At 74.4% G+C, this 22,599-nt stretch carries 18 protein-coding genes and 1 pseudogene; 13 read left to right on the top strand and 6 right to left on the bottom strand.

Annotation, left to right across the window (positions count from 1 at the left end; all coding sequences use genetic code 11):
- Positions 1–655: 655 nt before the first annotated feature.
- The 3 genes and pseudogenes from AB0883_RS26565 to AB0883_RS26555 form a co-directional block, all read right to left on the bottom strand.
- The gene (locus tag AB0883_RS26565) at positions 656–3,652 is read right to left on the bottom strand and encodes an ATP-binding protein (RefSeq protein WP_366644053.1); all 2,997 of its coding nucleotides are present in this window, start codon (positions 3,650–3,652) and stop codon (positions 656–658) included.
- 632 nt (positions 3,653–4,284) lie between these two features.
- Positions 4,285–4,671, bottom strand: a pseudogene (locus tag AB0883_RS26560) (hypothetical protein); the annotation flags it as partial.
- 184 nt (positions 4,672–4,855) lie between these two features.
- Positions 4,856–5,224, bottom strand: coding sequence for a hypothetical protein (locus AB0883_RS26555; RefSeq protein WP_148710088.1), 369 nt, complete (start codon positions 5,222–5,224; stop codon positions 4,856–4,858).
- Between the two features lie 206 nt (positions 5,225–5,430).
- Here AB0883_RS26555 and htpG point away from each other — a divergent pair, with 206 nt between their 5' ends.
- From htpG to AB0883_RS26495, 12 genes are all read left to right on the top strand, one after another.
- Positions 5,431–7,344 (top strand): molecular chaperone HtpG, encoded by a 1,914-nt coding sequence (gene htpG / locus AB0883_RS26550; protein ID WP_366644052.1) that lies wholly within the window; start codon positions 5,431–5,433, stop codon positions 7,342–7,344.
- Positions 7,345–7,973: 629 nt separating this feature from the next.
- Positions 7,974–9,245: a cytochrome P450 gene (locus tag AB0883_RS26545; protein WP_366644051.1), complete on the top strand. Its 1,272-nt coding sequence runs from the start codon at positions 7,974–7,976 to the stop codon at positions 9,243–9,245.
- 262 nt (positions 9,246–9,507) lie between these two features.
- Complete coding sequence (locus AB0883_RS26540; protein ID WP_366644050.1) at positions 9,508–9,978, top strand: helix-turn-helix transcriptional regulator; 471 nt, start codon at positions 9,508–9,510, stop codon at positions 9,976–9,978.
- 253 nt (positions 9,979–10,231) lie between these two features.
- Positions 10,232–12,631: a nitrate- and nitrite sensing domain-containing protein gene (locus AB0883_RS26535; protein ID WP_366644049.1), complete on the top strand. Its 2,400-nt coding sequence runs from the start codon at positions 10,232–10,234 to the stop codon at positions 12,629–12,631.
- Between the two features lie 17 nt (positions 12,632–12,648).
- The gene (locus AB0883_RS26530) at positions 12,649–13,053 is read left to right on the top strand and encodes a roadblock/LC7 domain-containing protein (protein WP_121398599.1); all 405 of its coding nucleotides are present in this window, start codon (positions 12,649–12,651) and stop codon (positions 13,051–13,053) included.
- A gap of 47 nt (positions 13,054–13,100) precedes the next feature.
- On the top strand, positions 13,101–14,294 hold the full coding sequence (locus tag AB0883_RS26525; RefSeq protein ID WP_366644048.1) for an ABC transporter substrate-binding protein: 1,194 nt from the start codon (positions 13,101–13,103) through the stop codon (positions 14,292–14,294).
- Positions 14,291–15,184, top strand: coding sequence for a branched-chain amino acid ABC transporter permease (locus tag AB0883_RS26520; protein ID WP_366644047.1), 894 nt, complete (start codon positions 14,291–14,293; stop codon positions 15,182–15,184). The genes AB0883_RS26525 and AB0883_RS26520 overlap by 4 nt, the downstream gene beginning before the upstream one ends.
- Positions 15,181–16,194 (top strand): branched-chain amino acid ABC transporter permease, encoded by a 1,014-nt coding sequence (locus AB0883_RS26515; RefSeq protein ID WP_366644046.1) that lies wholly within the window; start codon positions 15,181–15,183, stop codon positions 16,192–16,194. Before AB0883_RS26520 ends, AB0883_RS26515 begins: the two co-directional genes overlap by 4 nt.
- Positions 16,191–16,934: an ABC transporter ATP-binding protein gene (locus tag AB0883_RS26510; protein ID WP_366644045.1), complete on the top strand. Its 744-nt coding sequence runs from the start codon at positions 16,191–16,193 to the stop codon at positions 16,932–16,934. The genes AB0883_RS26515 and AB0883_RS26510 overlap by 4 nt, the downstream gene beginning before the upstream one ends.
- Positions 16,934–17,758: an ABC transporter ATP-binding protein gene (locus tag AB0883_RS26505; protein WP_366644044.1), complete on the top strand. Its 825-nt coding sequence runs from the start codon at positions 16,934–16,936 to the stop codon at positions 17,756–17,758. Before AB0883_RS26510 ends, AB0883_RS26505 begins: the two co-directional genes overlap by 1 nt.
- Entirely contained in the window at positions 17,739–18,548 is an 810-nt protein-coding gene (locus tag AB0883_RS26500; protein ID WP_366644043.1) for a methyltransferase domain-containing protein, read from the top strand. The genes AB0883_RS26505 and AB0883_RS26500 overlap by 20 nt, the downstream gene beginning before the upstream one ends.
- 79 nt (positions 18,549–18,627) lie before the next feature.
- Positions 18,628–19,560, top strand: coding sequence for a diacylglycerol kinase family protein (locus tag AB0883_RS26495; RefSeq protein WP_366644042.1), 933 nt, complete (start codon positions 18,628–18,630; stop codon positions 19,558–19,560).
- Positions 19,561–19,630: 70 nt separating this feature from the next.
- On the opposite strand, the gene AB0883_RS26490 is transcribed toward AB0883_RS26495, so the two are convergent.
- Positions 19,631–20,443: a helix-turn-helix transcriptional regulator gene (locus tag AB0883_RS26490; RefSeq protein ID WP_366644041.1), complete on the bottom strand. Its 813-nt coding sequence runs from the start codon at positions 20,441–20,443 to the stop codon at positions 19,631–19,633.
- Between the two features lie 35 nt (positions 20,444–20,478).
- Here AB0883_RS26490 and AB0883_RS26485 point away from each other — a divergent pair, with 35 nt between their 5' ends.
- Positions 20,479–20,868, top strand: coding sequence for a nuclear transport factor 2 family protein (locus tag AB0883_RS26485; RefSeq protein ID WP_366644040.1), 390 nt, complete (start codon positions 20,479–20,481; stop codon positions 20,866–20,868).
- 78 nt (positions 20,869–20,946) lie between these two features.
- Here AB0883_RS26485 and AB0883_RS26480 read toward each other — a convergent pair whose 3' ends face one another.
- The gene (locus tag AB0883_RS26480; protein ID WP_366644039.1) at positions 20,947–21,642 is read right to left on the bottom strand and encodes a putative N-acetylmannosamine-6-phosphate 2-epimerase; all 696 of its coding nucleotides are present in this window, start codon (positions 21,640–21,642) and stop codon (positions 20,947–20,949) included.
- Positions 21,639–22,598 carry an ROK family protein gene (locus tag AB0883_RS26475; RefSeq protein WP_366644038.1) on the bottom strand — a complete coding sequence of 320 codons (960 nt, stop codon included), beginning with the start codon at positions 22,596–22,598 and terminating at the stop codon, positions 21,639–21,641. Before AB0883_RS26475 ends, AB0883_RS26480 begins: the two co-directional genes overlap by 4 nt.
- Position 22,599 lies beyond the last annotated feature (1 nt).

Below are 22,599 nucleotides of genomic sequence, written 5' to 3'. Positions count from 1 at the left end.
GTACGCATGATTCGTCTGCACCTTTCGATCGGGGGCACGCGACACACACCAAGGGGGGCGGGTGCGCCACGGAAGAGGAAAGGTCGAGATATCAAAGGGGGCCTGCGGCCGAAGGAGCCGGCGGGCTCGTCCCTGCGGGGGATGCAACCCGCCGGGCCGGCCACCCATTCCCACGGCCACCCGGCTCGCGGTCCGCCTGGACGCGGCGGTCATCCGCTCGGTGGCCCGGGGATGTAACCACCGTGGGCGGCCGGTCATTCCGGCGCCCGGTCGTCCCGACGCGGGTACTCGGTGGTCCGCCGGGTGTAACCACGCCGGGCCGGTCCGCATTCCGCCGACCACCGGGCCGACGAGCGGCCGGGTCACGCGGCCACGACGGTTACAACGACCCGGCACCCCGACCCATGCCCACCCCACCCGTGGCGCCCGCCACCACAAACCCGACATAAACGCCTGATGGGCCCAATCCGTCGCGGCAAGGCGAATACGCGCCCCTCGTGATGAGGTGCGAAACGCCCAGACCGGCCACCAGCCGACACCACGCCCCGCATGGCCGGCCGGGGTGTGCGGGGGACGGGCGGCCGGACGCGGCCGGGCGGGCCACCCGCACGGCAGTGCCGCCGCGCGGGTGGAGCCGCGCAGTGCGGGAGGCGGGTCAGGTGGTGGGCGGCAGGCGGCGTTCGATGGTGACGGTGGTGCCCTCGGCGGTGGAGACCAGGCGGACGTCGCCGTACGCGTTCATCAGCGTGGCGCCCCGCCCCCGGTCCATGGCCGGACGACGGTCCCGCCAGGTGCCGAAGTCGCGCACCGAGATCAGTACCGCGCCATCGGTCACCCGCAGTCGTACCCGCACCTCCGGACGGGTGGGGCGTTGGGCGTGCTCGACGGCGTTGTTGACCGCCTCGGAGGCGGCCAGCAGGAGATCGGCCACGGTGTCCGGATCGACGTCCAGGTTCTCCAGCGAGGCCCGCACGTCCCGGCGCATCGCGGCGGCGGAGGTGGGCTGCGAGGGGTAGGTCCAGCCGGTGTCCAGCGCGGCCGGGTGCTCGGGGGCCGTCCGCCGGGTCCCGTTGTGCGCGTCCTCCCCGCTCCGACCGACCGACGCGCCGACTCCGGGCGCGGCAGGTGCGCCGCTCACCGGATCGCCGGCCACGTCCACGGAACCGGCACCCGGGGCCGGTGACCCGGCCGGGGCACCCGGTGTGTCCGGGGTGCCGCCGCCCACGGAGTCGGCCGAGGTCGCCGGGCGCGCCCCGGACGCCGGCTCGGGCGCGGTCCCGCCGGGACCGTCCGCGTCGGCCGTCGTGCCGCCGGGGCTGTCCGCGTCGCGTGCCGTGCCGCCGGGGCCACCCGGTCCGCGTGGCGTGCCGCCGGGGCTGTCCGCTGCGGGCGCCGTCTCGTTCCGGCGGTGCCCCCGGGTGCGGGCGCCGTGCAGGGCGGACCGGATCCGGGCGATCAGTTCGGCGGCGGCGAAGGGCTTGACGACGTAGTCGTCGGCACCCAGGTCGAGCCCCTCCACGCTGGCGTCCCCGCCGGCGCGCGCGGAGAGCACCACGACCGGCAGCGTCCGGGTGCCGGCCTGCCCGCGCAGCCGACGGACCAGCTCGAAGCCGTCGATCCCGGGCATCATCACGTCGGTGAGCACCAGGTCCGGCTGTTCCCGGCGGATCGCCTCCAGGGCCTGCCGGCCGTCACCGACCGTCTCCACCCGCCAGCCCTGCTCGCCCAGCAACCGGGCCAGGTACGCGCGCATGTCGGCGTTGTCGTCGGCCACGAGGATCCGCGCGTGCCGCAGGGCGTCCGCGCCACCGTACGCCGGCACCGGCGGCCCGGCCGGCGCGGACGCCCCCGCCTGCGCCGGGTCGGCCAGCCAGCCGACCGCCTCCTGGACGGCGGCCCGGGCGGCGTCCCCGACCCCGTCGACGTCGGCGGCCGGCCGGGCGGTCCGTCGCGCGGCGGACCAGGGCAGCGCCACCGTGAACGTCGTTCCCGTCCCGACCCGGCTCTCCACCCGTACGTCGCCGCCTTCGAGGCGGGCCAGCTCGCGGACCAGGGCGAGTCCGATGCCGGTGCCCTCGTGGCTGCGCGACCGGGTGCCCTGCACCCGGTGGAAGCGTTCGAAGAGCCGGGGCAGATCCTCCTCGGCGATGCCGATGCCCGTGTCGGCGACGGTCAGCCGCACCTCCTCGTCGTCGGCGGTCAGCCCGACCCGGATCCGGCCGACGAAGGTGTACTTCAGCGCGTTCGACAGCAGGTTGGTGACGATGCGTTCCCAGTTGACCGGGTCGACGGAGACCGCGCGGGGCAGCGGCGGGCAGTCGACCTCCAGGCGCAGCCCGGCGCGTTCGACGGCCGCCCGGAAGACGCTCGCCAGCTCGGCGGTGAGCCCGGCCAGGTCGACCTCGCGAGCGTGGCTGTGTGCCTGCCCGGCCTCCAGGCTGGAGAAGGTGAGCAGACTGTTGACGAGGGTGAGCAGCCGGGTGGCGTTGCGCCAGGCGGTGTCGACCCGGTCCCGCTGCGTCGCCGGCAGGGGATGCTCGTTGTCGTTGAGGGCGTCGGCCAGCGGGCCGAGCATCAGCGTCAGCGGGGTCCGGAACTCGTGGCTGACGTTGGTGAAGAAGCCCGTCTTGACCCGGTCCAGCTCGGCGAGCGCCTCGGCCCGCCGACGCTCCTCCTCGTACGCCTGCGCGTTGCGCACGGCGACGGCCACCTGCTGGGCCAGCAGCGCGTGGAACGACCGGTATGCCTCGTCCAGCCCTCGGCTCGGACTGACTCCGACCAGCAGCACCCCGAGGGGCTGGCCCGCCTCGGCGGACGGCAGCGGCAGGGCGAGGGCGGTGTCGACCGGGTCGCCCCACGGCCCCGCGGGCAGGGCGAGCCGCCGGTCGACGCCGGCCACCTCGGTCGTCGTGCCGGCTGCGGCGGCCGCCAGCCCCCACTCGTGCTCCTCGCCCGCCGGCAGCGTGCCGGGCAGGGCGGCGGCCACGGGACCCCCGCCGACGTGAGCGGCGCGGCGCAGCAGCTCGCCCTCGCGCAGGTAGATCGCGGCGAACGGGACGTCCAGCGGGTGCCCGCCGATGGCCTCGACGAGCCGCGCGCAGGTGCTCTCGACGTCGACGGTCCGCCCGTCGCCGCCGACGGACAGGTCGCGCAGCAGGCGCAGCCGGCGCTCGCCGACGACCTGTTCGGTGACCTCGCTGCACACGGTGAGCACCCCCACCGTGCGTCCCTCGTCGTCGCGGGCGGGGGCGTGCGAGACGCTGAAGTACGCCTCCTCGCGGTAGCCGGCGCGGTCGAGCAGCAGTTGCAGGGCCGGCACCCAGCTGGCGACCCCGGTCGCCATCGCCTCGTCGATCAGGGGGGCCAGCACGTCCCAGCCCTCGGCCAGGGTGACCCGCACGTCGCCGCCGAGCGCGTCGGGGTGCTTGTCGCCGATCAGGGCGGAGTACGCGTCGTTGTAGAGCTGGGTGAAGTGGTCCCCCCACAGCAGCAGCATCGGGTAGCGGGAGGAGAGGACCATCCGGACGGCGGCGCGCAGGCTCTGCGGCCAGCCGTCGACCGGGCCGAGTGGGGTGGCGGCCCAGTCCAGGCGCGCCATCAGCCGCCCGGTCCCACCGCCGTCGGCGAACAGGTCCCCCGTGGGCCGTGTCACCCTCGGTCGCACCCCATCGCAGCCCTCACTTCCGGGCCCCGACGACCCTTGCTGGCGTTACCCGAACATCCTGGCACCCGGCTTCAGCTGCACGCCCGCCGGCACCCCAGCGGGTGTCTGTACCCAGGCCTCCGCGTTTTCACACCTCGACCCACCAGGTCGGGTCGCAGGGGGCGGGACGGGGGTCAGCCCTCGGCGGCCGCCCGGCGGCGCAGCAGCTCGACCGCCTCGTCGACCAGGCCGCCTTCGGTGAGCAGCGTCAGCAGCAGCGGCAGGTGCCGCCAGTCGCCGCCGTCGACCGCCTGGCGCAGCAGGTCGATCGCCTCGTCGCGCCGGCCCCGGGCGGCCAGCATGGCGGCCAGCTCGTCTCGGGCGCGCGGATCACCCTGCTCGGCGGCGATCCGCCAGTACCGTTCGGCCCCGTCGGTGCGGCCCTCCTCGGCGAGCAGCGCGGCGAGCCGGGCGGCGGCGTGCCAGTCGCCGTGCTCGGCGCGGATCCGCAGCTCATCCGTCCGCCCCCGGTCCGCCAGCAGGTCGACCAGGACGCTGCCCGCCCCGTTCGCGCCGGCCCGGTCGAGGTCGCGCAGGTAACCGGTCGGGTCGGGCACCGCCACCAGCCCGGCGGACTCCGGGCCGAAGAAGCGGCTGCCGCCGAACTCCCGCCGGAGCTGGTCGTCGAGGTCGTCGGCGAGCGCGATCATGGCCCGCAGGGCCAGCAGCAGATGGGTGGGGGCGAAGTCCTGCCCGAAGACGGGGATGGACGCCCAGACGGTGTCGCCGGTGCAGTAGACGCGCCCGACCACGAGCCCGTTGGTGAGGTCGGAGAGCCTGCGGTACAGGGACTCGGTCGGGTCGACGCCGGTGAGCAGCGGGGAGAACACGTCGACCAGCGGCGGGTCGTCCTGCGCCCGTACGAAGATCATGGCCGAGCCGGCGCGGATGCCGACGTCGCCGTCGGCGTCGACGCGCAACTGGTCGGTGGTGACGCCGAGGAGGCCGGCGAGCACCGCCCTGACGCGGTGGGTCAGCTTCCCGCCGCCGTCGTCCCCGGCGTCGGGGCGGGGGAGCGGCCCGGTGCTGCGGGCGGTGACCGGCCGCGCGGCCAGCGCGGCGGCGAGCCTCGTCCGGGCCGGTACGGGAACGGCCGTGGCGGTGGTGGCCGGGCGGGCGGCCAGTGCGGAGACGAACCTGCCCAGCAGGTCCTCACGCGGCGTCATCGTGCTCGCCGCTCGTGCCGCTCGTGCCGTCTCGACCGCTGTCGGCCGGTCGTTCCGCCACCCGGACCTGGTCGAACATCTTGGCGATCACCAGCGGGGCCGCGACCCCGAACGTGAAGCTGGCGAAGGCCGTGGTGGCCAGGCCACCCGCCCCGGCCGCGGCGGCGAGGCCGGTGCCGGCCACGGTCCTGAGCAGCACCGCGAACACGACGATCGGGGCGTCCCGCCGGTCCCGCCACGGCCACTGCCACCGGCCCCCGGACTCGCTGGTCGGGCGCATCATCCCGGAGAGGTTCAGCGCCTCGGCCACCGCGCTGCCGACCAGTCCCCACATCGCGGCCATCCATAGAGACACATCCCTACCGTACTGACCGCCCGCCGCGGCGGTCGCACCAGCCCTCGGCTTCTCCCGGCGGCCACGTCGACGCCATCCCCGACGGTAGGGCGCGGGGGCAACGCGACGCCAGTCGACGCTCCGCGGTCCCGTCTTCTCGCCGTCGGCGACGGCTCGTATCCTTTCCGCGAACCTTCGGTGGGCTTTCGAGGATGAAAGGACACGGTGTGAGCAACCGGGCCGAGACGTTGGAGTTCCAGGCCGAGGCGCGTCAGCTGCTCCAGCTGATGGTCCACTCGATCTATTCGAACAAGGACGTCTTCCTGCGTGAACTGATCTCGAACGCCTCGGACGCGCTGGACAAGCTGCGCCTGGCGTCGATGGTCGACAAGGAGCTGGAGGTCGACACCTCCGACCTGCACATCGAGATCGAGGTCGACAAGGCGGCGCGCACGCTGACCGTGCGGGACAACGGCATCGGCATGTCCCGCGACGAGGTGGTCCAGGTGATCGGCACGATCGCCAAGTCCGGGACGGCCGAGCTGCTGCGCAAGCTGCGCGAGTCCTCCGACGCCGGGGCGCGGCAGGAGCTGATCGGCCAGTTCGGCGTGGGCTTCTACGCGGCGTTCATGGTCGCCGACCGGGTGGAGCTGGTGACCCGCCGGGCGGGGGAGAGCGGCGGCACCCGGTGGGAGTCGGCCGGTGAGGGCACGTACTCCGTCGAGTCGGTCGAACAGGCGCCGCAGGGCACCTCGGTGACCCTGCACCTCAAGCCCGCCGACGACGAGGACAACCTGCACGACTACACCGCCGAGTGGACGATCCGGGAGATCGTCAAGCGGTACTCGGACTTCATCGCCTGGCCGATCCGGATGACCGTCGAGCGCCCCGGCGAGGGCGACCAGACCAGCACCGAGACCCAGACGCTCAACTCGATGAAGGCGCTCTGGGCCCGGTCCCGCGACGAGGTCGACGAGGCCGAGTACAAGGAGTTCTACAAGCACGTCAGCCACGACTGGGCCGACCCGCTGGACATCGTGCACATGAAGGGCGAGGGCACCTTCGAGTACGAGGCCCTGCTGTTCATCCCGTCGCACGCGCCGCTGGACCTGTTCGCCCCGCAGGGCCGCCGCGGCGTGCAGCTCTACGTCAAGCGCGTCTTCATCATGGACGACTGCGAAGCGCTCATGCCGAACTACCTGCGCTTCGTCAAGGGCGTCGTGGACGCGCACGACCTGTCGCTGAACATCTCCCGGGAGATCCTCCAGCAGGACCGGCAGATCCAGGTCGTCCGCCGCCGGCTGGTCAAGAAGATCCTGTCCACCGTCAAGGACATGAAGGCCAACCACGCCGAGCGTTACCGGACCTTCTGGACCGAGTTCGGACCCGCCGTCAAGGAGGGCCTGATCGACGACACGGAGAACCGCGACACCCTCCTGGAGATCCTGTCGGTCGCCTCCACCCACGACCCGGCCGAGCCCACCGACCTCGCCGGCTACGTCGGCCGGATGAAGGACGGGCAGACCGACATCTACTACGCCACCGGCGACTCGCGCACGATGATCGAGAACTCGCCGCACATGGAGGCGTTCCGCGCCAAGGGCTACGAGGTGCTGCTGCTCACCGACCCGGTCGACGAGGTGTGGATCGAGCGTGTCGGCCAGTACGACGGCAGGACGCTGCGCTCCATCGCCAAGGGCCAGGTCGACCTGGACACCGAGGAGGAGAAGAAGGAGGCCGAGGCCGAGCGCGAGCAGCAGCGCAAGGACTTCGCCGACCTGCTCACCTGGATGGGCGCCACCCTCGCCGACTCCGTCAAGGAGGTCCGCCTCTCCTCCCGGCTGACCACCTCGCCCGCCTGCGTCGTCGGCGACGCCCACGACATCACCCCGACCCTGGAAAAGATGTACCGGGCGATGGGGCACGAGGTGCCGACGGTGAAGCGGATCCTGGAGCTCAACCCCGGGCACCCGCTGGTCACCGGCCTGCGCAAGGCACACGAGCAGGACGGCGCCGAGGAGTCGCTGAAGGAGACCGCCGAGCTGCTCTACGGTCTGGCGCTGCTCGCCGAGGGCGGGGAACTGGCCGACCCGTCCCGGTTCACCCGCGTGCTCGCCGACCGCCTCGCCCGTACCCTCTAGCACCACGCACGGGCCGGTCGGCGGAGCGCCGCCGGCCGGCCCGTGACCGGTCTGCTCCCACGCCCCGGCGGACCGCGGGCCGGCCCGTCGCCGGTCGCCGGAGCGGGCCGACCGCGTCGTCCTGCTCGACGGGCACACCGCCGTTCGCGTCGCGCCACGCGCGCGGACCCGAGTCGCCCCCGGAATCCGCCGCGTCCCACCGGGGAAAACTCCTGCCGGCATTCGGGCGGCCGTCCACGAACGCATCGTGAGCCACGTTTCTGTTTCTGGTACGCGTACGAGCGCCCGTCGGCCTTTCACGGCCACACCATCGGCCGATGTCGAACCGCCTTTCCGTCCGGCCGCCCGGGACACGCGGGACCGTGGCGCGACGGAGTGCCCGATGCCGGCGGCTGCGTCGTCTACCCTGTTCATCGCCGCGACCGGCGAGCAAGGAACACCCCGCAACTTGCAGGACGACGTGGTGCGTGCGTGACCGAAGGCGTGGAAATTGCGTATCGGCACATTGAAGAACGCTGATATTGACTTGCTCCCGGAATGGGCGCACCGTGAAGGCGTGCGGCGATAACCGGATCCTCGGAAGTCGTTCGGCAATTCCGTTCGTGGCCATGGCACTCCAGGAGGCGGTCATGCGATTGGATCCGTTCGCGGGGGCGTATCTCGTCGATCCGGCGCAGGTGTGGCGGCGGCTGCTCGACGAGCCCGAGAGGGTGCACCACGACCCGGATCTGGGGCTGTGGCTGATCACCCGGCACGCCGACGTCCGCCGCGCGTTGAGTGACGCGGAGGCCTTCGGCAACGCCCTCACCCTCGCTCCGATCTACGACGTCTGCCCCGAGGCGATGGAGTTCGTCGCCCGCATCGACGCGCCGCCCACCACCGCCGCCGCGGACCCCCCGGTGCACCCCCGGACCCGCCGGGCCCTGCGGGCGACCTTCGCCAACACCGCCGAACGCGTGGAGCGCCGGTACGGTGCGATCGTCCAGCGTCGGGTCGACGAGCTGGTGTCCCGGCTCGTCGACCGCCCCGACGGGCGGGCGGACCTCGTCGGCGAGTTCACCACCGAGCTGCCCCTGCTGGTCCTGCTCGACATCCTCGGCGTGCCGGAGGAGGACATCGGGCGGGTCAGGGCCTGGGGGGACGGTCAGATCGCGTTGCTCTGGGGGCGGCCGGAGCCGGCCGAACAGGTCCGGCTGGCCCGGGGTCTGTGGGAGTTCTGGTGCTACTGCGAGCAGTTGGTCGGCGCCCGGCTCGGCGGTGGCGGGTACGGCGACGACTACGTCAGTCAGTTGCTGGCGTACCGCGACGGCGACGACGAGGTGCTCACGCTGGCCGAGGTGTCGAGCATCGTGTTCAACCTCCTGGTCGCCGGGCACGAGACCACGGCCGGGCTGCTCGCCCACGCGCTGGACCAGGCGCTGTCGAGCCCGGACAGGTGGCGGGAGCTCAGCGAGGACCCGCGACGGATACCCGCGTTCCTGACCGAGACGCTGCGCTTCGCGCCCGCCATCGACGGTTGGCTGCGGGTGACCCGCCGACCCGTGACCCTGGACGGCGTCCCCATTCCGGCGGGTGCGCGCTGCCTGCTGCTGATTGGCGCCGCGAATCGGGATCCGGCGGTGTTCGCCCGTCCGGAACAGTTCGATCCGCACCGGCCCGACGCGGACGGGCACCTGTCGTTCGGGCACGGGCCGCATTTCTGTATCGGCGCGGCGCTGGCCCGGCTGGAGGCGGGGGTGGCGTTGACCCGGCTCTGCCGGGCGGCTCCCGGACTGCGCCTGAGCCCCGACCATCGCCGTTCGTACAAGGTCAACATCGCCTTCCGCGCGCACCGGAGCCTGCCGGTGGTCGTCGACGCGACGGTGCCGTCCGGTGGTCCGGCGGCGCCCGTCGCCGGGTGACCGGTCGCCTCGCCGCGGCGCCGATCCTCACCCCCCGGGCGGGTGCGCGTCGGCCCGTGCCGCGCGGTGCTCCGCCGGCTGTGCGCGGACCCGTCGGTTCGGTGGGGTGGGCCCGGTGGCCTCCGGCGGGCGGCTACCCTCCGAAGTCACGTCTTCACACCCGTCGGCTGATGGGTTAAGAATTGTCCCCTGCGAATACCCATTCATCGCCCAATGTCTATTGATGCCGACGCCGGCCGGTCGGCGTCGTGAAGGTGAACACATGGATCGCACGCCCCCGTCGAGCGCCGACCGCTCCGGTGCCATCCACCGGTTCCGCTCCGAGCTGCGCACCTGGCGTACCCGTCAGGGGTTGACCCAGCGGGCGCTCGCGGAGCGGGTGCGGTTCAGCCGCGAGACGGTCGCGGCGGTCGAGTCCGGTCGCCGGTACGGCAGTCACGAGTTCGCCGTCCGCTGCGACGAGGTGCTCGGCACCGGCGGTTGCCTGGCGGCGTTGTGGCCGCAGGTCGCGGCGGAGCAGTTGGCGGCGGACGGCCGCCGGGGCCCCCGGTTCACAGTGGCAGGGCTCGACCAGACCCCCGCGCCGCCGGCGGCGCGGCGGGACGCGCGCGACCCGGAGGCGGTCGTGGCCGCGATCGACGAACTGCGGGAGTTGATCGGCCAGGTGCTCGGCGGGCAGCCGGAGGCGGACCTTCCGCCGCACCCGTCAGGCGAGCGGTCCGGACGTCCCTGACCTGCCCGGGGTCGGGATCGCGGGGCGGGCCCGGCGCTGCTGACGCTGGGTACAGATGCCGGTACGGGCCGTTTGTACCACCGTCAGGTCTTCTCTGCGGGCGCGGGTTCCGGCGGAATGAGACGTGCAAATGGCAAGGTGCGCATTGGCCGTCCTGAATGAGTCGCGGGAGTCAATCTTGGCGTCGAGCACGAGGTCCCACGCGGCCCGACCCTACCCGAACGGCCGCCGCGGCTGGAAGATCGGCACCCGGATGCGCCTCATCGTGGCGGCCCCGCTGGTCGCCGTGATGGGATTCGCCGGGCTCGCGCTGACCGAGAGCGTCCGCCAGACGACCCGCGCGAGCGACCTCGGACTCCTGGCGCACCTCGGCGCCGACGCGGGAGACCTGGCCCACCGGCTGCAACGCGAGCGCGTCGTCGCCGCCGACCTGCTCAGCCGGGGCGCGGCCGAGCAACAGGAAGCCTTCGCCGACGCCACCGGGAGCACCGACGACGCCGTCGCCCGCTACCGCCGGCAGCGGGCGACGGTGCCCCCCGGACCCGCCGCCGGTCAGCCCGCGCTCCAGCGGATCGACCTGGCGCTGGAGGGCCTGCCGCCGCTGCGCGCGCAGGTGCGTACGGCGGCGCACGCCTCGGTGTCGGCGATGACCTTCAGCTACCGGATCGTGATCGCCGACCTGCTCAGCCTCCGCGAGAGCATCACCCTCGGCGCGGTCAACGCCCGGATCACCGACGGCATGCGTGCCTCGGCGGCGCTGTCCAAGGCGGCCGAGGCGGCCGGCCAGCAGCAGGTCGCCGTCCTGCGCGCGGTCGCGGCCGACCAGCTGACCCCCGCCATGCAGCAGGACATCACCGCCGCCCGGTCCGGCTTCACCGAGTCCAGCCTGTCCTTCCTGGCCCTCGCCCGGCCCGCCTGGCGGGGCTGGTGGGAACAGGCCGGCAGCGGCGAGGACGCCCTGCTGCTCCAGCGGCTGCAGGACGAGGTGTCCAGGACCCGCGCGGGGAGCCGGTTGCGGCTGGACCTCGGCGCCTGGGTCGCCGCGACCCAGCAGTGGTCCGTCCGCCTGGCCGAGCTGCGTCAACGGGTCGACGCGGCGGTGCTCGACGACATCCGGTCCGCCCACGCCGACCAGCGGCGGCGCACGGCCGTTGAGGCGGCGGCCGTGGTGCTGGCCCTGCTGCTCACGGCCCTGGTCACCTGGGCGGTGGCCCGGCAGATCACGCGGCGCCTCCGTCGGCTGCGGGACGCGGCGAACGCCGTCGCCTTCGAACGGCTGCCGCAGGTGGTGGCCCGGCTCCAACACCCGGACAGCTCGTCGGTGGACCCGGACGAGCTGGCCCGCCGGCAGTCCGAGGACGCGCTGGAGCCGTCGCGCGGCGACGAGATCGGCGAGGTGGGGGAGGCGTTCGCGGCCGTGCACCGCGCGGCCGTGCGTACCGCGGCCGAGCAGGCGGTCATGCGGGCCAACACGGCCGACATCTTCATCCACCTCAGTCGCCGCGAGCAGCGGCTGGTCGACGCGGTGCTGGCCCAGGTCGACAAGGTCGAGCGGGACGAGACCGACCCCGAGCGGCTGGACCAGCTCTACACACTGGACAACCTGGCCACCCGGATGGGACGGATCAACGCCAGCCTGCTGGTGCTGGGCGGAGTGGGGGTCGGGCGGGTACGCCAGCACGACGTGCCGCTGCAACAGGTGTGCCAGGCCGCGCAGAGCCAGATCGAGCACTACGCCAGGATCCGCCTCGGCATGGTCGACGGCGACGTCGCCGTCGCGGCCGACTCCGTCGACGAGGTCGTGCACCTGCTGGCCGAGCTGATGGACAACGCCACCGGCTACTCCGCGCCGGGTACCGAGGCGTGGGTGACGGGCCGCAGCCTCGGCGACCGGGTGATCGTCCAGGTCAGCGACGAGGGCGTGGGACTGTCCCCGCAGCGTCGGCAACAACTCAACGACCTGCTGGCCCGCCCGCCCGCCATCGACGTCGCGGCCGTGCGGGCGATGGGGCTGGTCGTCGTGGGACAGCTCGCCGCCCGGCTGGGCGTGGCCGTCCAACTCCGTCCGGGCCCACGCCGCGGCACCATCGCCGAGGCGGCGCTCCCGGGGGCGATCATCCGACCGCTGCCCCCGGAGGAGTTCCTGCTCACGCCCACCCGGCCGTCGCGGCGGGCGGCGCGGACCACCCTCGCGTCGCCGGCGTACGCCGCGGCTCCGGAACCGTGGGCCGGGAGCCCGGCGCAACCGTGGGCGGGCAGGCCGCCGGCCGAGCGGGCACTGCCGGTGGCACCGGTGTTCCGGCCCGCACCCGCGCCGACCGGGCGAGGTGACGAGCCCACCGAGGAACTCGTCATCTTCGAGGAGGTCAACCACTGGTTCCAGGCCGGCCACGACGACGCCACGAACGGCGCCGCGTGGGCCAGCCCCGCCGACGAGGCATGGCGGACCGCCGCCCGGGCCGACGCGCCCGAGGTGGTCGCCACCACCACGTCCGGTCTGCCGCGGCGTCAGCCGCAACAGCACCTCGTCCCGGGCGGCGTCGCCGTGCCGCAGCAGCGCTCCGCGCACCGAGACCCGACCCAGGTGGCCACCGCGATGGCCGCGTACGCGCGGGGCGTCGCCGGCCGCCGGCCCAACCTGATCAACAACTGACCCGACAGGGAGAGCACGTGACCGACCACCAGGATCTCGGCTGGCTGCTGGACGCCTTCGCCGAGCGCGCCACCGAGGTCAGCCATGCGATCGCGATCTCCAGCGACGGCCTGATGGTGGCCGCCACCAGGGGCCTCCCGCCGGACCGGGCGGACCAGTTGGCGGCGACCGGCAGCGGGCTGGTGAGCCTGCTGCGCGGCGCGGCGGCCTTCTTCGACGCCGGCGCGGTGATCTCCAACGTGACCCAGCTCGAGGGCGGATTCATGTTCTCGATGGCCTTCAACGACGGCGCGTCCCTGCTCGTGCTCGCCGACCCGCAGTGCGACGTCGGCAAGGTCTCCTACGAGATGACCGAGCTGGCGAACCGCATCGGCGACGCGCTGACCCCGGCGGCGCGGGCGGCACTCAGCCGCAGCCGCTGACACCCCGGCACCCCACGCCGGAACCCCCCATCCCTCCTGGAGAAGACATGTCGCTGACCATCCCCCGGCGCAGCCGTGCCCGCACCGCGGCCCTGCTCGCCCTCGTCCTGTTCGCCGCGACCGCCTGTGCCGACGGCGGGCGCGGCGCCGGCGCCGCCGGATCGATCAAGATCGGCCTGCTGGCGTCGCTGTCCGGCACGTACCAGGCGGTCGGCAAGGATATCCGCGCCGGCTTCGAGCTCTACCTGGCCACCCACGACGGCAAGCTCGGCGGCCGGCAGGTGGAACTCGTCGTCGCCGACGAGGGCAACGGCGCCGCGACCGCGGTGCCCGCCGCGACGAAACTGCTCAAGCAGGACCGCGTGGTCGCGCTCACCGGGATCGTCGGCGGTGGCTCGGTGGCGGCGGTCTATCCGCTGCTCAACGAGACCAAGGTGCCGTTCGTCGGCTCGAACGGGCGCCCGGAGCTCAAGGACGTGTCCCGGATCTGGCACACCTCGTACCTCTCCGACGAGCCCGGCGAGGCGATCGCCCGCCACGTGCGCGACAACGTCGAGGGCAGCGTCTACGCCATCGGCCCCGACTACCAGGGCGGCTGGGACGAGCTGCGCGGCTTCACCGACGCCTTCGTCAAGGAGGGCGGCAGGCTCGCCAACGCCGACGGCAAGACCACCTTCACCCCGTTCCCGACGACCACCAACTTCACCCCGTACTTCGCCCGGATCAAGGCCTCCGGGGCGGACGCCGTCTACACGTTCTACGCGGGCAGCGCGGCCGTCGACTTCGTCAAGCAGTACGCGCAGTCGGAGATCAGCGACCTGCCGCTCTACGCCGCCGGGTTCCTGACCGAGGGCGGGGTGCTCGACGCCCAGGGCGAGGCGGCCCGCGACGTCTACTCGGTGCTCAACTACTCGCCGGACCTGGACAACGCGGAGAACCGCGCCTTCGTGGCCGCCTGGAAGGCGAAGAACGACGGCTCCCCGACCACGTACGCCATGGCCTCCTACGACGCCGCGGCCGTGCTGGACCGGGCCATCGCGGCGGCCGGGGACGACCCGAGCCCGGAGAGCATCAACGCGGCCATCGGCCAGCTGGGCCAGATCGCCAGCCCGCGCGGCACCTGGCAGTTCTCGCCGAGCACGCACGCGCCGGTGCAGAAGTGGTACCTGCGCCAGGTGCGCCAGGACGGCCGGGCGCTGTCCAACACCGTCGTGGGTGACCTCGCCACCGTCGGCGGGTGAGCGCCGTGGCGGGCGGCATCCGGATCGACCCGTACCTGGTCCCGGCCCTGGACGGGGTGGCCTACGGGCTGCTGGTCTTCGTCGCCGCGGCGGGACTGGTGCTCTGCTTCGGCGTCGCCGGCATCCTGAACCTGGCGCACGGCACCCTGTACGCGATCGGCGGGTACACCGCCGCCGCGCTGCTGGACGGCGGCTGGCCGAGCCTGGTGCTGGCGCTGGCCGTCGGAACCGTCGCCGCCACCGCGGCCGGCGCGCTGGTCGCCGGCCTGCTCACCCGGGTCGCCGCGCGCAGTCATCTCACCCAGGCGCTGCTGACCTTCGGGGTGGCGCTGGCCGGGGGCAGCCTGCTAGCGGGGGCGTTCGGGCCGGACGACCCGCCGGTGCGCGTGCCGGCGGCGCTGGACGGGTCGGTGGTCGTGGCCGGGCACCGCTACGCGGCGTACCGGCTGGTCTTCATCGTCGTCGCCGCCGTGCTCGCCGGTCTGCTCCACGTCGCGGTGCGCCGCACCCGGGCCGGGATGCTGGTCCGCGCGGCCGTCGACGACGCCGAGATGGTCGCCGTGCTCGGCGTGAACCCGGCGTGGATCCGCGTCGGCGTGCTCGCCGTCGCCGGGGCGCTGGCCGGCGCCGCGGGCGTGCTGGGCGCGCCGATCATCGGTCCCGGGCCGGACACCGCCGACGCGGTGCTGCTGCTGTCGCTGGTGGTCGTCGTCCTCGGCGGGCTCGGGTCGATGACCGGCACGCTGCTCGCGGCCCTGGCGGTCGGGCAGATCCAGACCCTCGGGGTGGCGCTCGCCCCGTCGGCCGCCCCGTTCCTGCTCTTCGCCGCCATGGCCGCCGTCCTCGCGGTGCGGGCGCGGGGCCTGGCCACGGTCCGGAGGGCGACGTGAGGGACGAGGCGGTACGCGCGCTGCGGCGCGGTGTCGCCGTCCTCGTCCTGGCCGGCCTGGTGCTGGCGCCGTGGGCGGTCGACGACTACACCGTGGCGCTGCTGGCCCGTACCCTCGCGCTGGGCCTGGTGGGGGTGAGCGTCGCCCTGCTGACCGGCGTCGCGGGGCTGCCCACCCTGGGGCAGACCGCGCCCTACGCGGCGGGCGCGTACGCCAGCGCGGTCGTCGGCAGCCGGCTCTCCGACGTGGCGGTGGTGCACCTGGTCGTCGCGGCGGCGGCCGGGGCGGCGCTGGCGGCGGCGACCGTCCCGCTCGTGGTGTACGCCCGCGGTGTGATCGTCCTGATGATCACCCTGGCGATCGGCGAGCTGGTGGTGACCGTCGTGGGGCGGTGGCGGTCGGTGACCGGCGGCACCGACGGGCTCGCCGGGGTTCCGCCGGTGCGTCCCCTGTGGGGGCTGCCGGTGCTGGCCACCGACCGGGCGCGCTACCTGTACGCCCTGGTGGTCGTCGCCGTGCTGGTCGGCGCGGTGTTGCTGGTCCTGCGCACCCGGGTCGGCCTGCTGCTGCGGGCCGGCCGCGACGACGAGGCGCGGCTGCGGGCCAGCGGCCACCGGGTGCCGGCCCACGTGGCGGCCGTGCACGTGGCCGCGGGCGCGGTCGCGGGCGCCGCGGGCTCGCTGCTGGTGGTCGCGCAGCAGTTCGTCTCGCCGGCCGACTTCGGCTTCGACACCTCCGCCCTCCTGCTGCTCGGGGTGGTGGTCGGCGGCGTCGCGTCCGTGGGTGGCGCCCTGGTCGGTGCCGCGATCGTGATCGCCGCCCGGGACTGGTTGTTCGGCGTGCTTCCCGGGCACGCGCCCCTGGTGCTGGGGTTGGCGTTCGTGGCCACCGTCTACCTGCTGCCAGGCGACGGGCACCGGCCGGCGGGCGTGCGGGGCGGGCTGCTGCCGGGACTGCCGGCGGGCCCTCCCAACACGGAGCGGCCGGCGCCGACGGGGGCACGCGCATGACGCCGCTGCTGTCCGCCCGGGGCGTCACGGTCCGCTACGGGTCGCTGGTCGCGCTGGACGGGGTCGACCTGCGGATCGACCACGGTCAGCGGCACGCCCTGATCGGGCCCAACGGCGCCGGCAAGAGCACGTTGCTCGACGTGCTCGGCGGGGCGACCCCGGCGGGCGGCGGCCGGGTGCTCCTCGCCGGCCGGGACGTGACCCGGCTCGGCCCGGCAGCCCGGGCGCGGCGGGGCATCGGCCGGATCCACCAGCGTCCCGCCGTCTGGTCGACCCTGACCGCCACCGAGAACGTGGTGGTCGCCGCGCTGCCCCACGCGGTGCGGCCCGGCCGGTGGCGGCCGGGCGCGCGGCGGTGCGCCGCCGAGCGTACGGCGGGCGCGTGGTTGGAGCGGCTGGGCCTGCGCGACCTCGGCGCGACTCCCGCCGGTCAGCTCGCCCACGGGCAGCGCCGGCAACTCGAGATCGCCATGGCGCTGGCCGGTCGCCCGCGGCTGCTGCTGCTCGACGAGCCGGCCGCCGGCCTGTCCGTCGTCGAGGTCGGCCGGCTGGTGGAGTTCCTGCGGACCCTGCCGCGCGCCGTCGCGGTGCTGCTGGTCGAGCACCGGCTGGACCTGGTGTACGCGCTCTGCGACCAGGTGACCGTGCTGCGGGACGGCCGGACGGTGGCCACCGGGACGCCGGCCGAGATCCGCGCCTCCGGTCCGGTCCGGCAGGCCTACGCGGAGGGGGTGTCGTGATGCTGCGGACGGAGCGGCTCTGCGCCGGCTACGGCGGCGGGATCGTGCTGCACGAGGTCACCCTCGACGTGGCGGCCGGCACCGTGCAGGCGGTGGTGGGCCGCAACGGGGCCGGCAAGAGCACCCTCGTGCACGCCGTCGCCGGGCTGGTGCGGCCCTCCGGGGGGCGGATCGAGGTCGACGGCGTGCCGGTCGCCGGCCGGCAGCCGCACCGGATCGCCCGGTGCGGGGTCGGCCTCGTCCCGCAGGGCCGGCGGGTCTTCTCCCGGTTGACCGTGGCCGAGCACCTCGCCCTGGCGGCGGTGCCGTGGCGCGCGGCGACACCCGGGGGCGAGGGGTGGACCGTCGCGCGGATCCTGGAGCTGCTGCCCCGGCTGGCGGCCCGGCTGCGTCACCGCGGCGACCAGCTCTCCGGCGGCGAGCAGCAGATGCTGGCGATCGCCCGGGCCCTGCTCGGCCAGCCCAGGGTGCTGCTGCTCGACGAGCCGTGCGAGGGGCTCGCCCCCGGCCTGGCCGCCCGGGTACGCGACCTCGTCGGCACCCTCGCCGGCACCGGGCTCGCCGTGCTCCTCGTCGAGCAGCAGCTCCAGCACGCCGTCGAGATCGCGGACCGGATCGCGGTGCTCGAGTACGGCCGGGTGGTCTACGACCGCCCGGCGGACGAGGCCCGGGCCGAACCGGGCCGGCTGGCGGCGATGCTCAGTGTCGCCGCCGTCGCGGAGCTGCCGGCTCCCCGATCGGTGCCCGGGCCATGGGCCGATCCCGCGCACCTGACCCGACCACCTTCCACAGGGACGAGCGACGATGCCGACAGACATCCGTGACACCGAGTACACCTTCGACAACGGTTCCCCGGAGGCGGTGCCCCAGCTGCGGGCGCTGGAGTCCTTCCTGGATCCGATCACGGCGGCGCGGATCGGCGCCCCGGTGCTCGCCCCGGGCGCGGTGTGCTGGGAGATCGGCGCCGGCGGGGGCTCGGTCGCCCGGAGCATGGCCGAGGCGGTCGGCCCGACGGGGCGCGTGCTGGCGACCGACATCGACGTCGCCCGCCTCGCCCCCGCGGCCAACCTCGACGTCCGTCGGCACGACGTGCGCAGCGAGCCGCCGCCCGGCGACGCCTTCGACCTCATCCACGCCCGGCTGGTGCTGCTCCACCTGCCGGAGCGGCGGCGCGTGCTGGCCTCGCTGACCGGCGCGCTGGCCCCGGGCGGGTGGCTGGTGGTCGAGGAGTTCGACTGCACCGCCCCGCTGCGCGTGCTGACCGCGCCGAGCGACGACGCGGCGAAGCTCTTCGCCCACGTGACGGACGCGATGCTCGGCGTCCTGCAGAGCCACGGCGCGGACCTGGCCTGGGCGCAGGACGTGCACGGGCACCTCGCGTCGGCGGGACTGGTCGAGGTCGACACGGTCACCCACTCGCAGAGCTGGCCCGGCGGCTCGCTCGGCGCCTCGCTGTACGAGACGAACTCCCGGCAGCTGGAGCCGGAGCTGATCGAGGCGGGTGTGTCCCCGGGGCAGCTGGAGGCGTTCCGCCGGCTCCTGCGCGACCCCGGGTTCGTCGTGATGTCGTACCAGTTCGTGTCGACCCGGGGCCGGCGTCCGGCCCGCCGCTGAGGCCGACCGCCTCGCCGCGGACCGCACCGACCGGCCCGCGGGGCGTGGGAACCTCGCGGGCCGGGTATTCCCGGCGGTCATGAGCACGAGCAGCACGGTGAGCGACGAGCCGGCGACCGCCGCCCGGGTGGGCACGGTCGCGGTCGTCGCCCACCGGAAGAAGACCCTCGGCGGCGGCCTCGACGAACTGCGCGCGGAGCTGGTGGGCGCGGGCGTCGAGGACCTCCTCTGGTACGAGGTGCCGAAGAGCCGCAAGGCGCCGAAGAAGGTCCGCAAGGCGCTGAAGAAGGGCGCCGAGCTGGTCTTCGTGTGGGGCGGCGACGGCATGGTGCAGCGCTGCGCCGACACCCTCGCCGGCTCCGGCACTCCGATGGCGATCCTGCCCGCCGGCACCGCCAACCTCTTCGCCGCCAACCTGGGCGTCCCGGAGGACCTTCCCGAGGCCGTCCGCATCGGCCTGCACGGCCGGCGCCGCGCCCTCGACCTGGGCAGGATCAACGGGGAGCACTTCGCCGTGATGGCCGGTGCCGGCTTCGACGGCGACCTGATCCGCGAGGCGGACGGCACGCTCAAGGGCAAGCTCGGTCGCCTGGCGTACATGTGGACGGGGCTGCGGCACGTGCGCGGCGAACTGGTCCGCACGCGGATCACGGTCGACGGCGCGGACTGGTTCGACGGCGACGCGAGCTGCGTGCTGTTCGGCAACGTCGGCACGATCACCGGCGGCATCCCGGCGTTCGACGACGCCCGCCCCGACGACGGCTGCCTGGAGGTCGGCGTGTCCACGGCCGACGGCGCGGTGGACTGGGCGCGCACCCTCGGCCGGATGGCGGCCGGCCGCTCGGAGGAGTCGCCGTTCGTGCGGATCACCCGGGGCCGCAAGATCAAGGTCCGGCTCGCCGCGCCGCGCACGTACGAGCTGGACGGCGGCGCGCGAGGGGAGACCACCAGGCTCAAGGTGCGGGTGGTGCCCGGCGCGCTGACGGTCTGCTGCCCCGAACCCGTGTCCTGACCGCGGTGCGGATCGCCAGAGGCGGGCGCCGTCCGGGCTGCCAGCGCGCGTCGGACGGCAGGACGGTGCGCTACCCCGTGAAGTAGGCGGCGCTCTCCGGGTCCGCCGGGTAGTAGGACTCGATCGCGATCTCGTCGATCGTGATGTCCATCGGAGTGCCGAAGGTGGTGATGGTCGAAAACAGCCGCAGCTCGCGCCCGCCGATCCGGAGGATCATCGGGATGACCACGTCGCCGTCGACCCGTTGGCCCGTCGGTTCTTCGGGCCGAGGGCTCAGCAGCTCTTCGTAGAGCGCGGTGAGTTCCGCGTCGGGAGCGGTGGCGAGCTGGCGCGAGATCCGGTTGCGGAACACCGCACGCACGTCTGCCAGGTTGACGACCAGGGAAGCGAGCCCGCGCGGATCCAGGCCCAGGCGGACGAGGTTCACCGGTGGCCGCAACAGATCGGGAGCGACCTGCGCGAAGAACGGGTCGACCGCGCGGTTGGTCATCACGATGTTCCACCGGCGGTCGAAGACCAGCGCCGGATACGGCTCGTGCGCCTGGAGCACCCTGCGGACCGCGTCGAGGGCAGCCGACAGAGCGGTGCCGTCGAGCGGACGCTCCGCGTACCGGGGGGCGAAGCCGGCGGCGAGCAACAGGCGATTGCGGTCACGCAGCGGCACGTGGAGCTGATCGGCAAGCCGGAGGATCATGTCCGCGCTCGGCCTGGACTTGCCAGTCTCGACCAGGCTGACGTGACGAGCCGAGACATCCGCGGCGATCGCCAGGTGCAGTTGGCTGAGCCCCCGGCGTTGCCGCCACTGCCGCAGGAGTTCCCCGACCGTAGACACGATCATGAGCGTACTCATCGTCGCGCCGGGCGCCATGAAGTGCGAGTTCATCGACAACCGAACGGGTCGGGGAAACACTCGGGCCCATGACCAAGGAGAACAGGAGCATCGTCCAACGAGCGCTGGCGGGGCTGATCGAGACGGGCGACGTCGACACGCTCGCCTCGTTCCTCAGCGAGGAGTTCGTCCACCACCGGCCGGATTCGACAACCTCGACCAGGACGCAGTGGCTCGCCGCTGTCCGCGCCGCGCTGGGCCCGACCGCCGGCATGCAGGTCGAAGTCCTGCACCTGCTGTCCGACGGTGATCACGTCGTGGTGCACTCGCGACGCACGCTACCCGACGCGGGACCGGAGATCGTGGTCGTCGACGTCCTGCGTGTCGCCGACGGGCTCATCGCAGAGGTATGGGAGATCATCGAACCGGTGGCCCACGCCGCGGCCAATGCGTCGTGGTGGGAATCTGCTCATCATTGACCGGGGGTCTGGTCACGACGACGCGTGATCAGGTCGGGTGGTGCGACGACCGCTGGACCCGAGCCCGCTCCGGCGGCGTCAGGCGAGCCGGGCCCCCGCCGGGGTGGCCGGCACCAGGCGACGGGTGATCCACAGCGGCGAGGTGACCGCGTTGCCCATCACCACCGAGTGGGCACCCGCCGCGAACGCCTGCCCGATCTGCTCGGCGCTGCGGTAGCGGCCCTCGGCGATCACCGGCACGGACAGCACGCCGGCGAGTCGGGCCAGCAGCGTCAGGTCCGGCCCGTCGGTCGGCGGGCTGGCCGGGGTGTAGCCGGAGAGGGTGGTCGCGACCGCGTCCGCACCGTCCCGCACGGCGGCCACGCCCTCCTCGACGGTGGAGACGTCGGCGAGGATCAGCGCGTCGGTCCGCTCCCGGACCGCCCGGACGGTGTCGGCGAAGCTGCGCCCGTCCGGGCGGGGACGGTCGGTGGCGTCGACGGCGACGATGTGCGCGCCGGCCGCGGCGACGTCGAGCGCGTGCGCCGCGGTGGGGGTGATGAACACCCCGTCGACGCCCTGCTTGACCAACCCGATGATCGGCACGTCGACGGCGGCGCGGATCGCCCGGACGTCGGCGGTGCCGTTGGCCCGGACGGCCACCGCGCCGCCCCGTACCACCGCCGCGGCCACCCGGGCCTGGACGTACGGGTCGCGCATCGGGTCGTCGGGATCGTCGAGCACCGGCTGGCAGGAGACCACGAGGCCGCCGGCCAGCTCGTCGAACACGTTCACGCACTCGTCCTCTCGTCGGTGACCACGGCGGGGCTGTCGCCATCCAGCCGGCCGTGGCCCGGGGGGTGGTGGCCCGCCAGCCGGGCGGCGCCCACGACGACCGCGTCGGCGCCGAGCGCCGCCGGGATCAGGGGCACGTCCGCCCAGGCCACGGGCAGTTCGGCGGTGAAGGCGGCGCGGGCGCCGGGAAGCAGGGCGTCGGCCGCCCCGCCCGCGAGCACCACCGCCTGCGGGTCGAGCAGGGCGACCAGCCCCGCGAGCGCCCGGCCGAGGGCCGTGGCGGCGCGGTCCACTACCTCCCGGGCGGTCGGTTCGCCGGCCGCCGCCCGCTCGGCCACGGCCCGTCCGGTGATCCGCAGGCCGGTTCCGAGGGCGTACGCGGCGGACAGCCCCGTGCCCGAGGCGACACCCTCCAGGTGCCCGTACCGGCCGCATCCGCAGCGCAACCGCTCGGCGCCGGGAGCCGGGAGGTGCCCGACCTCGCCAGCCCCGCCCCGGGCGCCCGTGACGATCCGGCCGTGCTGGAGCATCGCGCCGCCCAGGCCCGTGCCGACGGCGACCAGCAGCAGGTCCCGCCGGTCCCGGCCCGCGCCGACCCAGCTCTCGCCGAGCGCGGCGGCGTTCACGTCGTTGGTGACCCGGACCGGTCGGGCCAGCCGCTCGGCCAACTCGTCGGCGACCGGCGTGCCGGACCAGCCGGGCAGGCTGTCGGTGGCGTACCGGATGGTGCCGGTGGCCGGATCGACCGTGCCGGCGGTGCCCACACCGACCGGGCCGGCGCCGCCCCGATCGAGCAGTTCCCGGGCGAGCCGCGCGGCGGTGTCCAGCACGGCGGCCGGGCCCGACCCGGCAGGGGTGGGTGCCAGGCGACGCCCGAGCACCTCCCCGTCGGGTCCGACCAGCGCCGCCGCCGTCTTGGTGCCGCCGATGTCGAGGCCCACCAGGGGAGCTGGCACC

It is taken from the genome of Micromonospora sp. NPDC047812, from assembly GCF_040704175.1.
In the GTDB taxonomy this organism is placed as follows: Bacteria; Actinomycetota; Actinomycetes; order Mycobacteriales; family Micromonosporaceae; genus Micromonospora.
Note: the sequence above shows the minus strand (reverse complement) of the source record. Positions and strands in the feature narration are given on the sequence as shown.

What these genes read in the sequence shown, in the direction of transcription:
- AB0883_RS26510 (WP_366644045.1), top strand. Translation starts at nt 16,191, where the DNA reads ATGACGCCGCTGCTGTCCGCCCGGGGCGTCACGGTCCGCTACGGGTCG.
- AB0883_RS26545 (WP_366644051.1), top strand. Translation starts at nt 7,974, where the DNA reads ATGCGATTGGATCCGTTCGCGGGGGCGTATCTCGTCGATCCGGCGCAG.
- AB0883_RS26495 (WP_366644042.1), top strand. Translation starts at nt 18,628, where the DNA reads ATGAGCACGAGCAGCACGGTGAGCGACGAGCCGGCGACCGCCGCCCGG.
- AB0883_RS26540 (WP_366644050.1), top strand. Translation starts at nt 9,508, where the DNA reads ATGGATCGCACGCCCCCGTCGAGCGCCGACCGCTCCGGTGCCATCCAC.
- AB0883_RS26500 (WP_366644043.1), top strand. Translation starts at nt 17,739, where the DNA reads ATGCCGACAGACATCCGTGACACCGAGTACACCTTCGACAACGGTTCC.
- AB0883_RS26535 (WP_366644049.1), top strand. Translation starts at nt 10,232, where the DNA reads ATGCGCCTCATCGTGGCGGCCCCGCTGGTCGCCGTGATGGGATTCGCC.
- AB0883_RS26505 (WP_366644044.1), top strand. Translation starts at nt 16,934, where the DNA reads ATGCTGCGGACGGAGCGGCTCTGCGCCGGCTACGGCGGCGGGATCGTG.
- AB0883_RS26485 (WP_366644040.1), top strand. Translation starts at nt 20,479, where the DNA reads ATGACCAAGGAGAACAGGAGCATCGTCCAACGAGCGCTGGCGGGGCTG.
- AB0883_RS26490 (WP_366644041.1), bottom strand. Translation starts at nt 20,443, where the DNA reads ATGAACTCGCACTTCATGGCGCCCGGCGCGACGATGAGTACGCTCATG.
- AB0883_RS26525 (WP_366644048.1), top strand. Translation starts at nt 13,101, where the DNA reads ATGTCGCTGACCATCCCCCGGCGCAGCCGTGCCCGCACCGCGGCCCTG.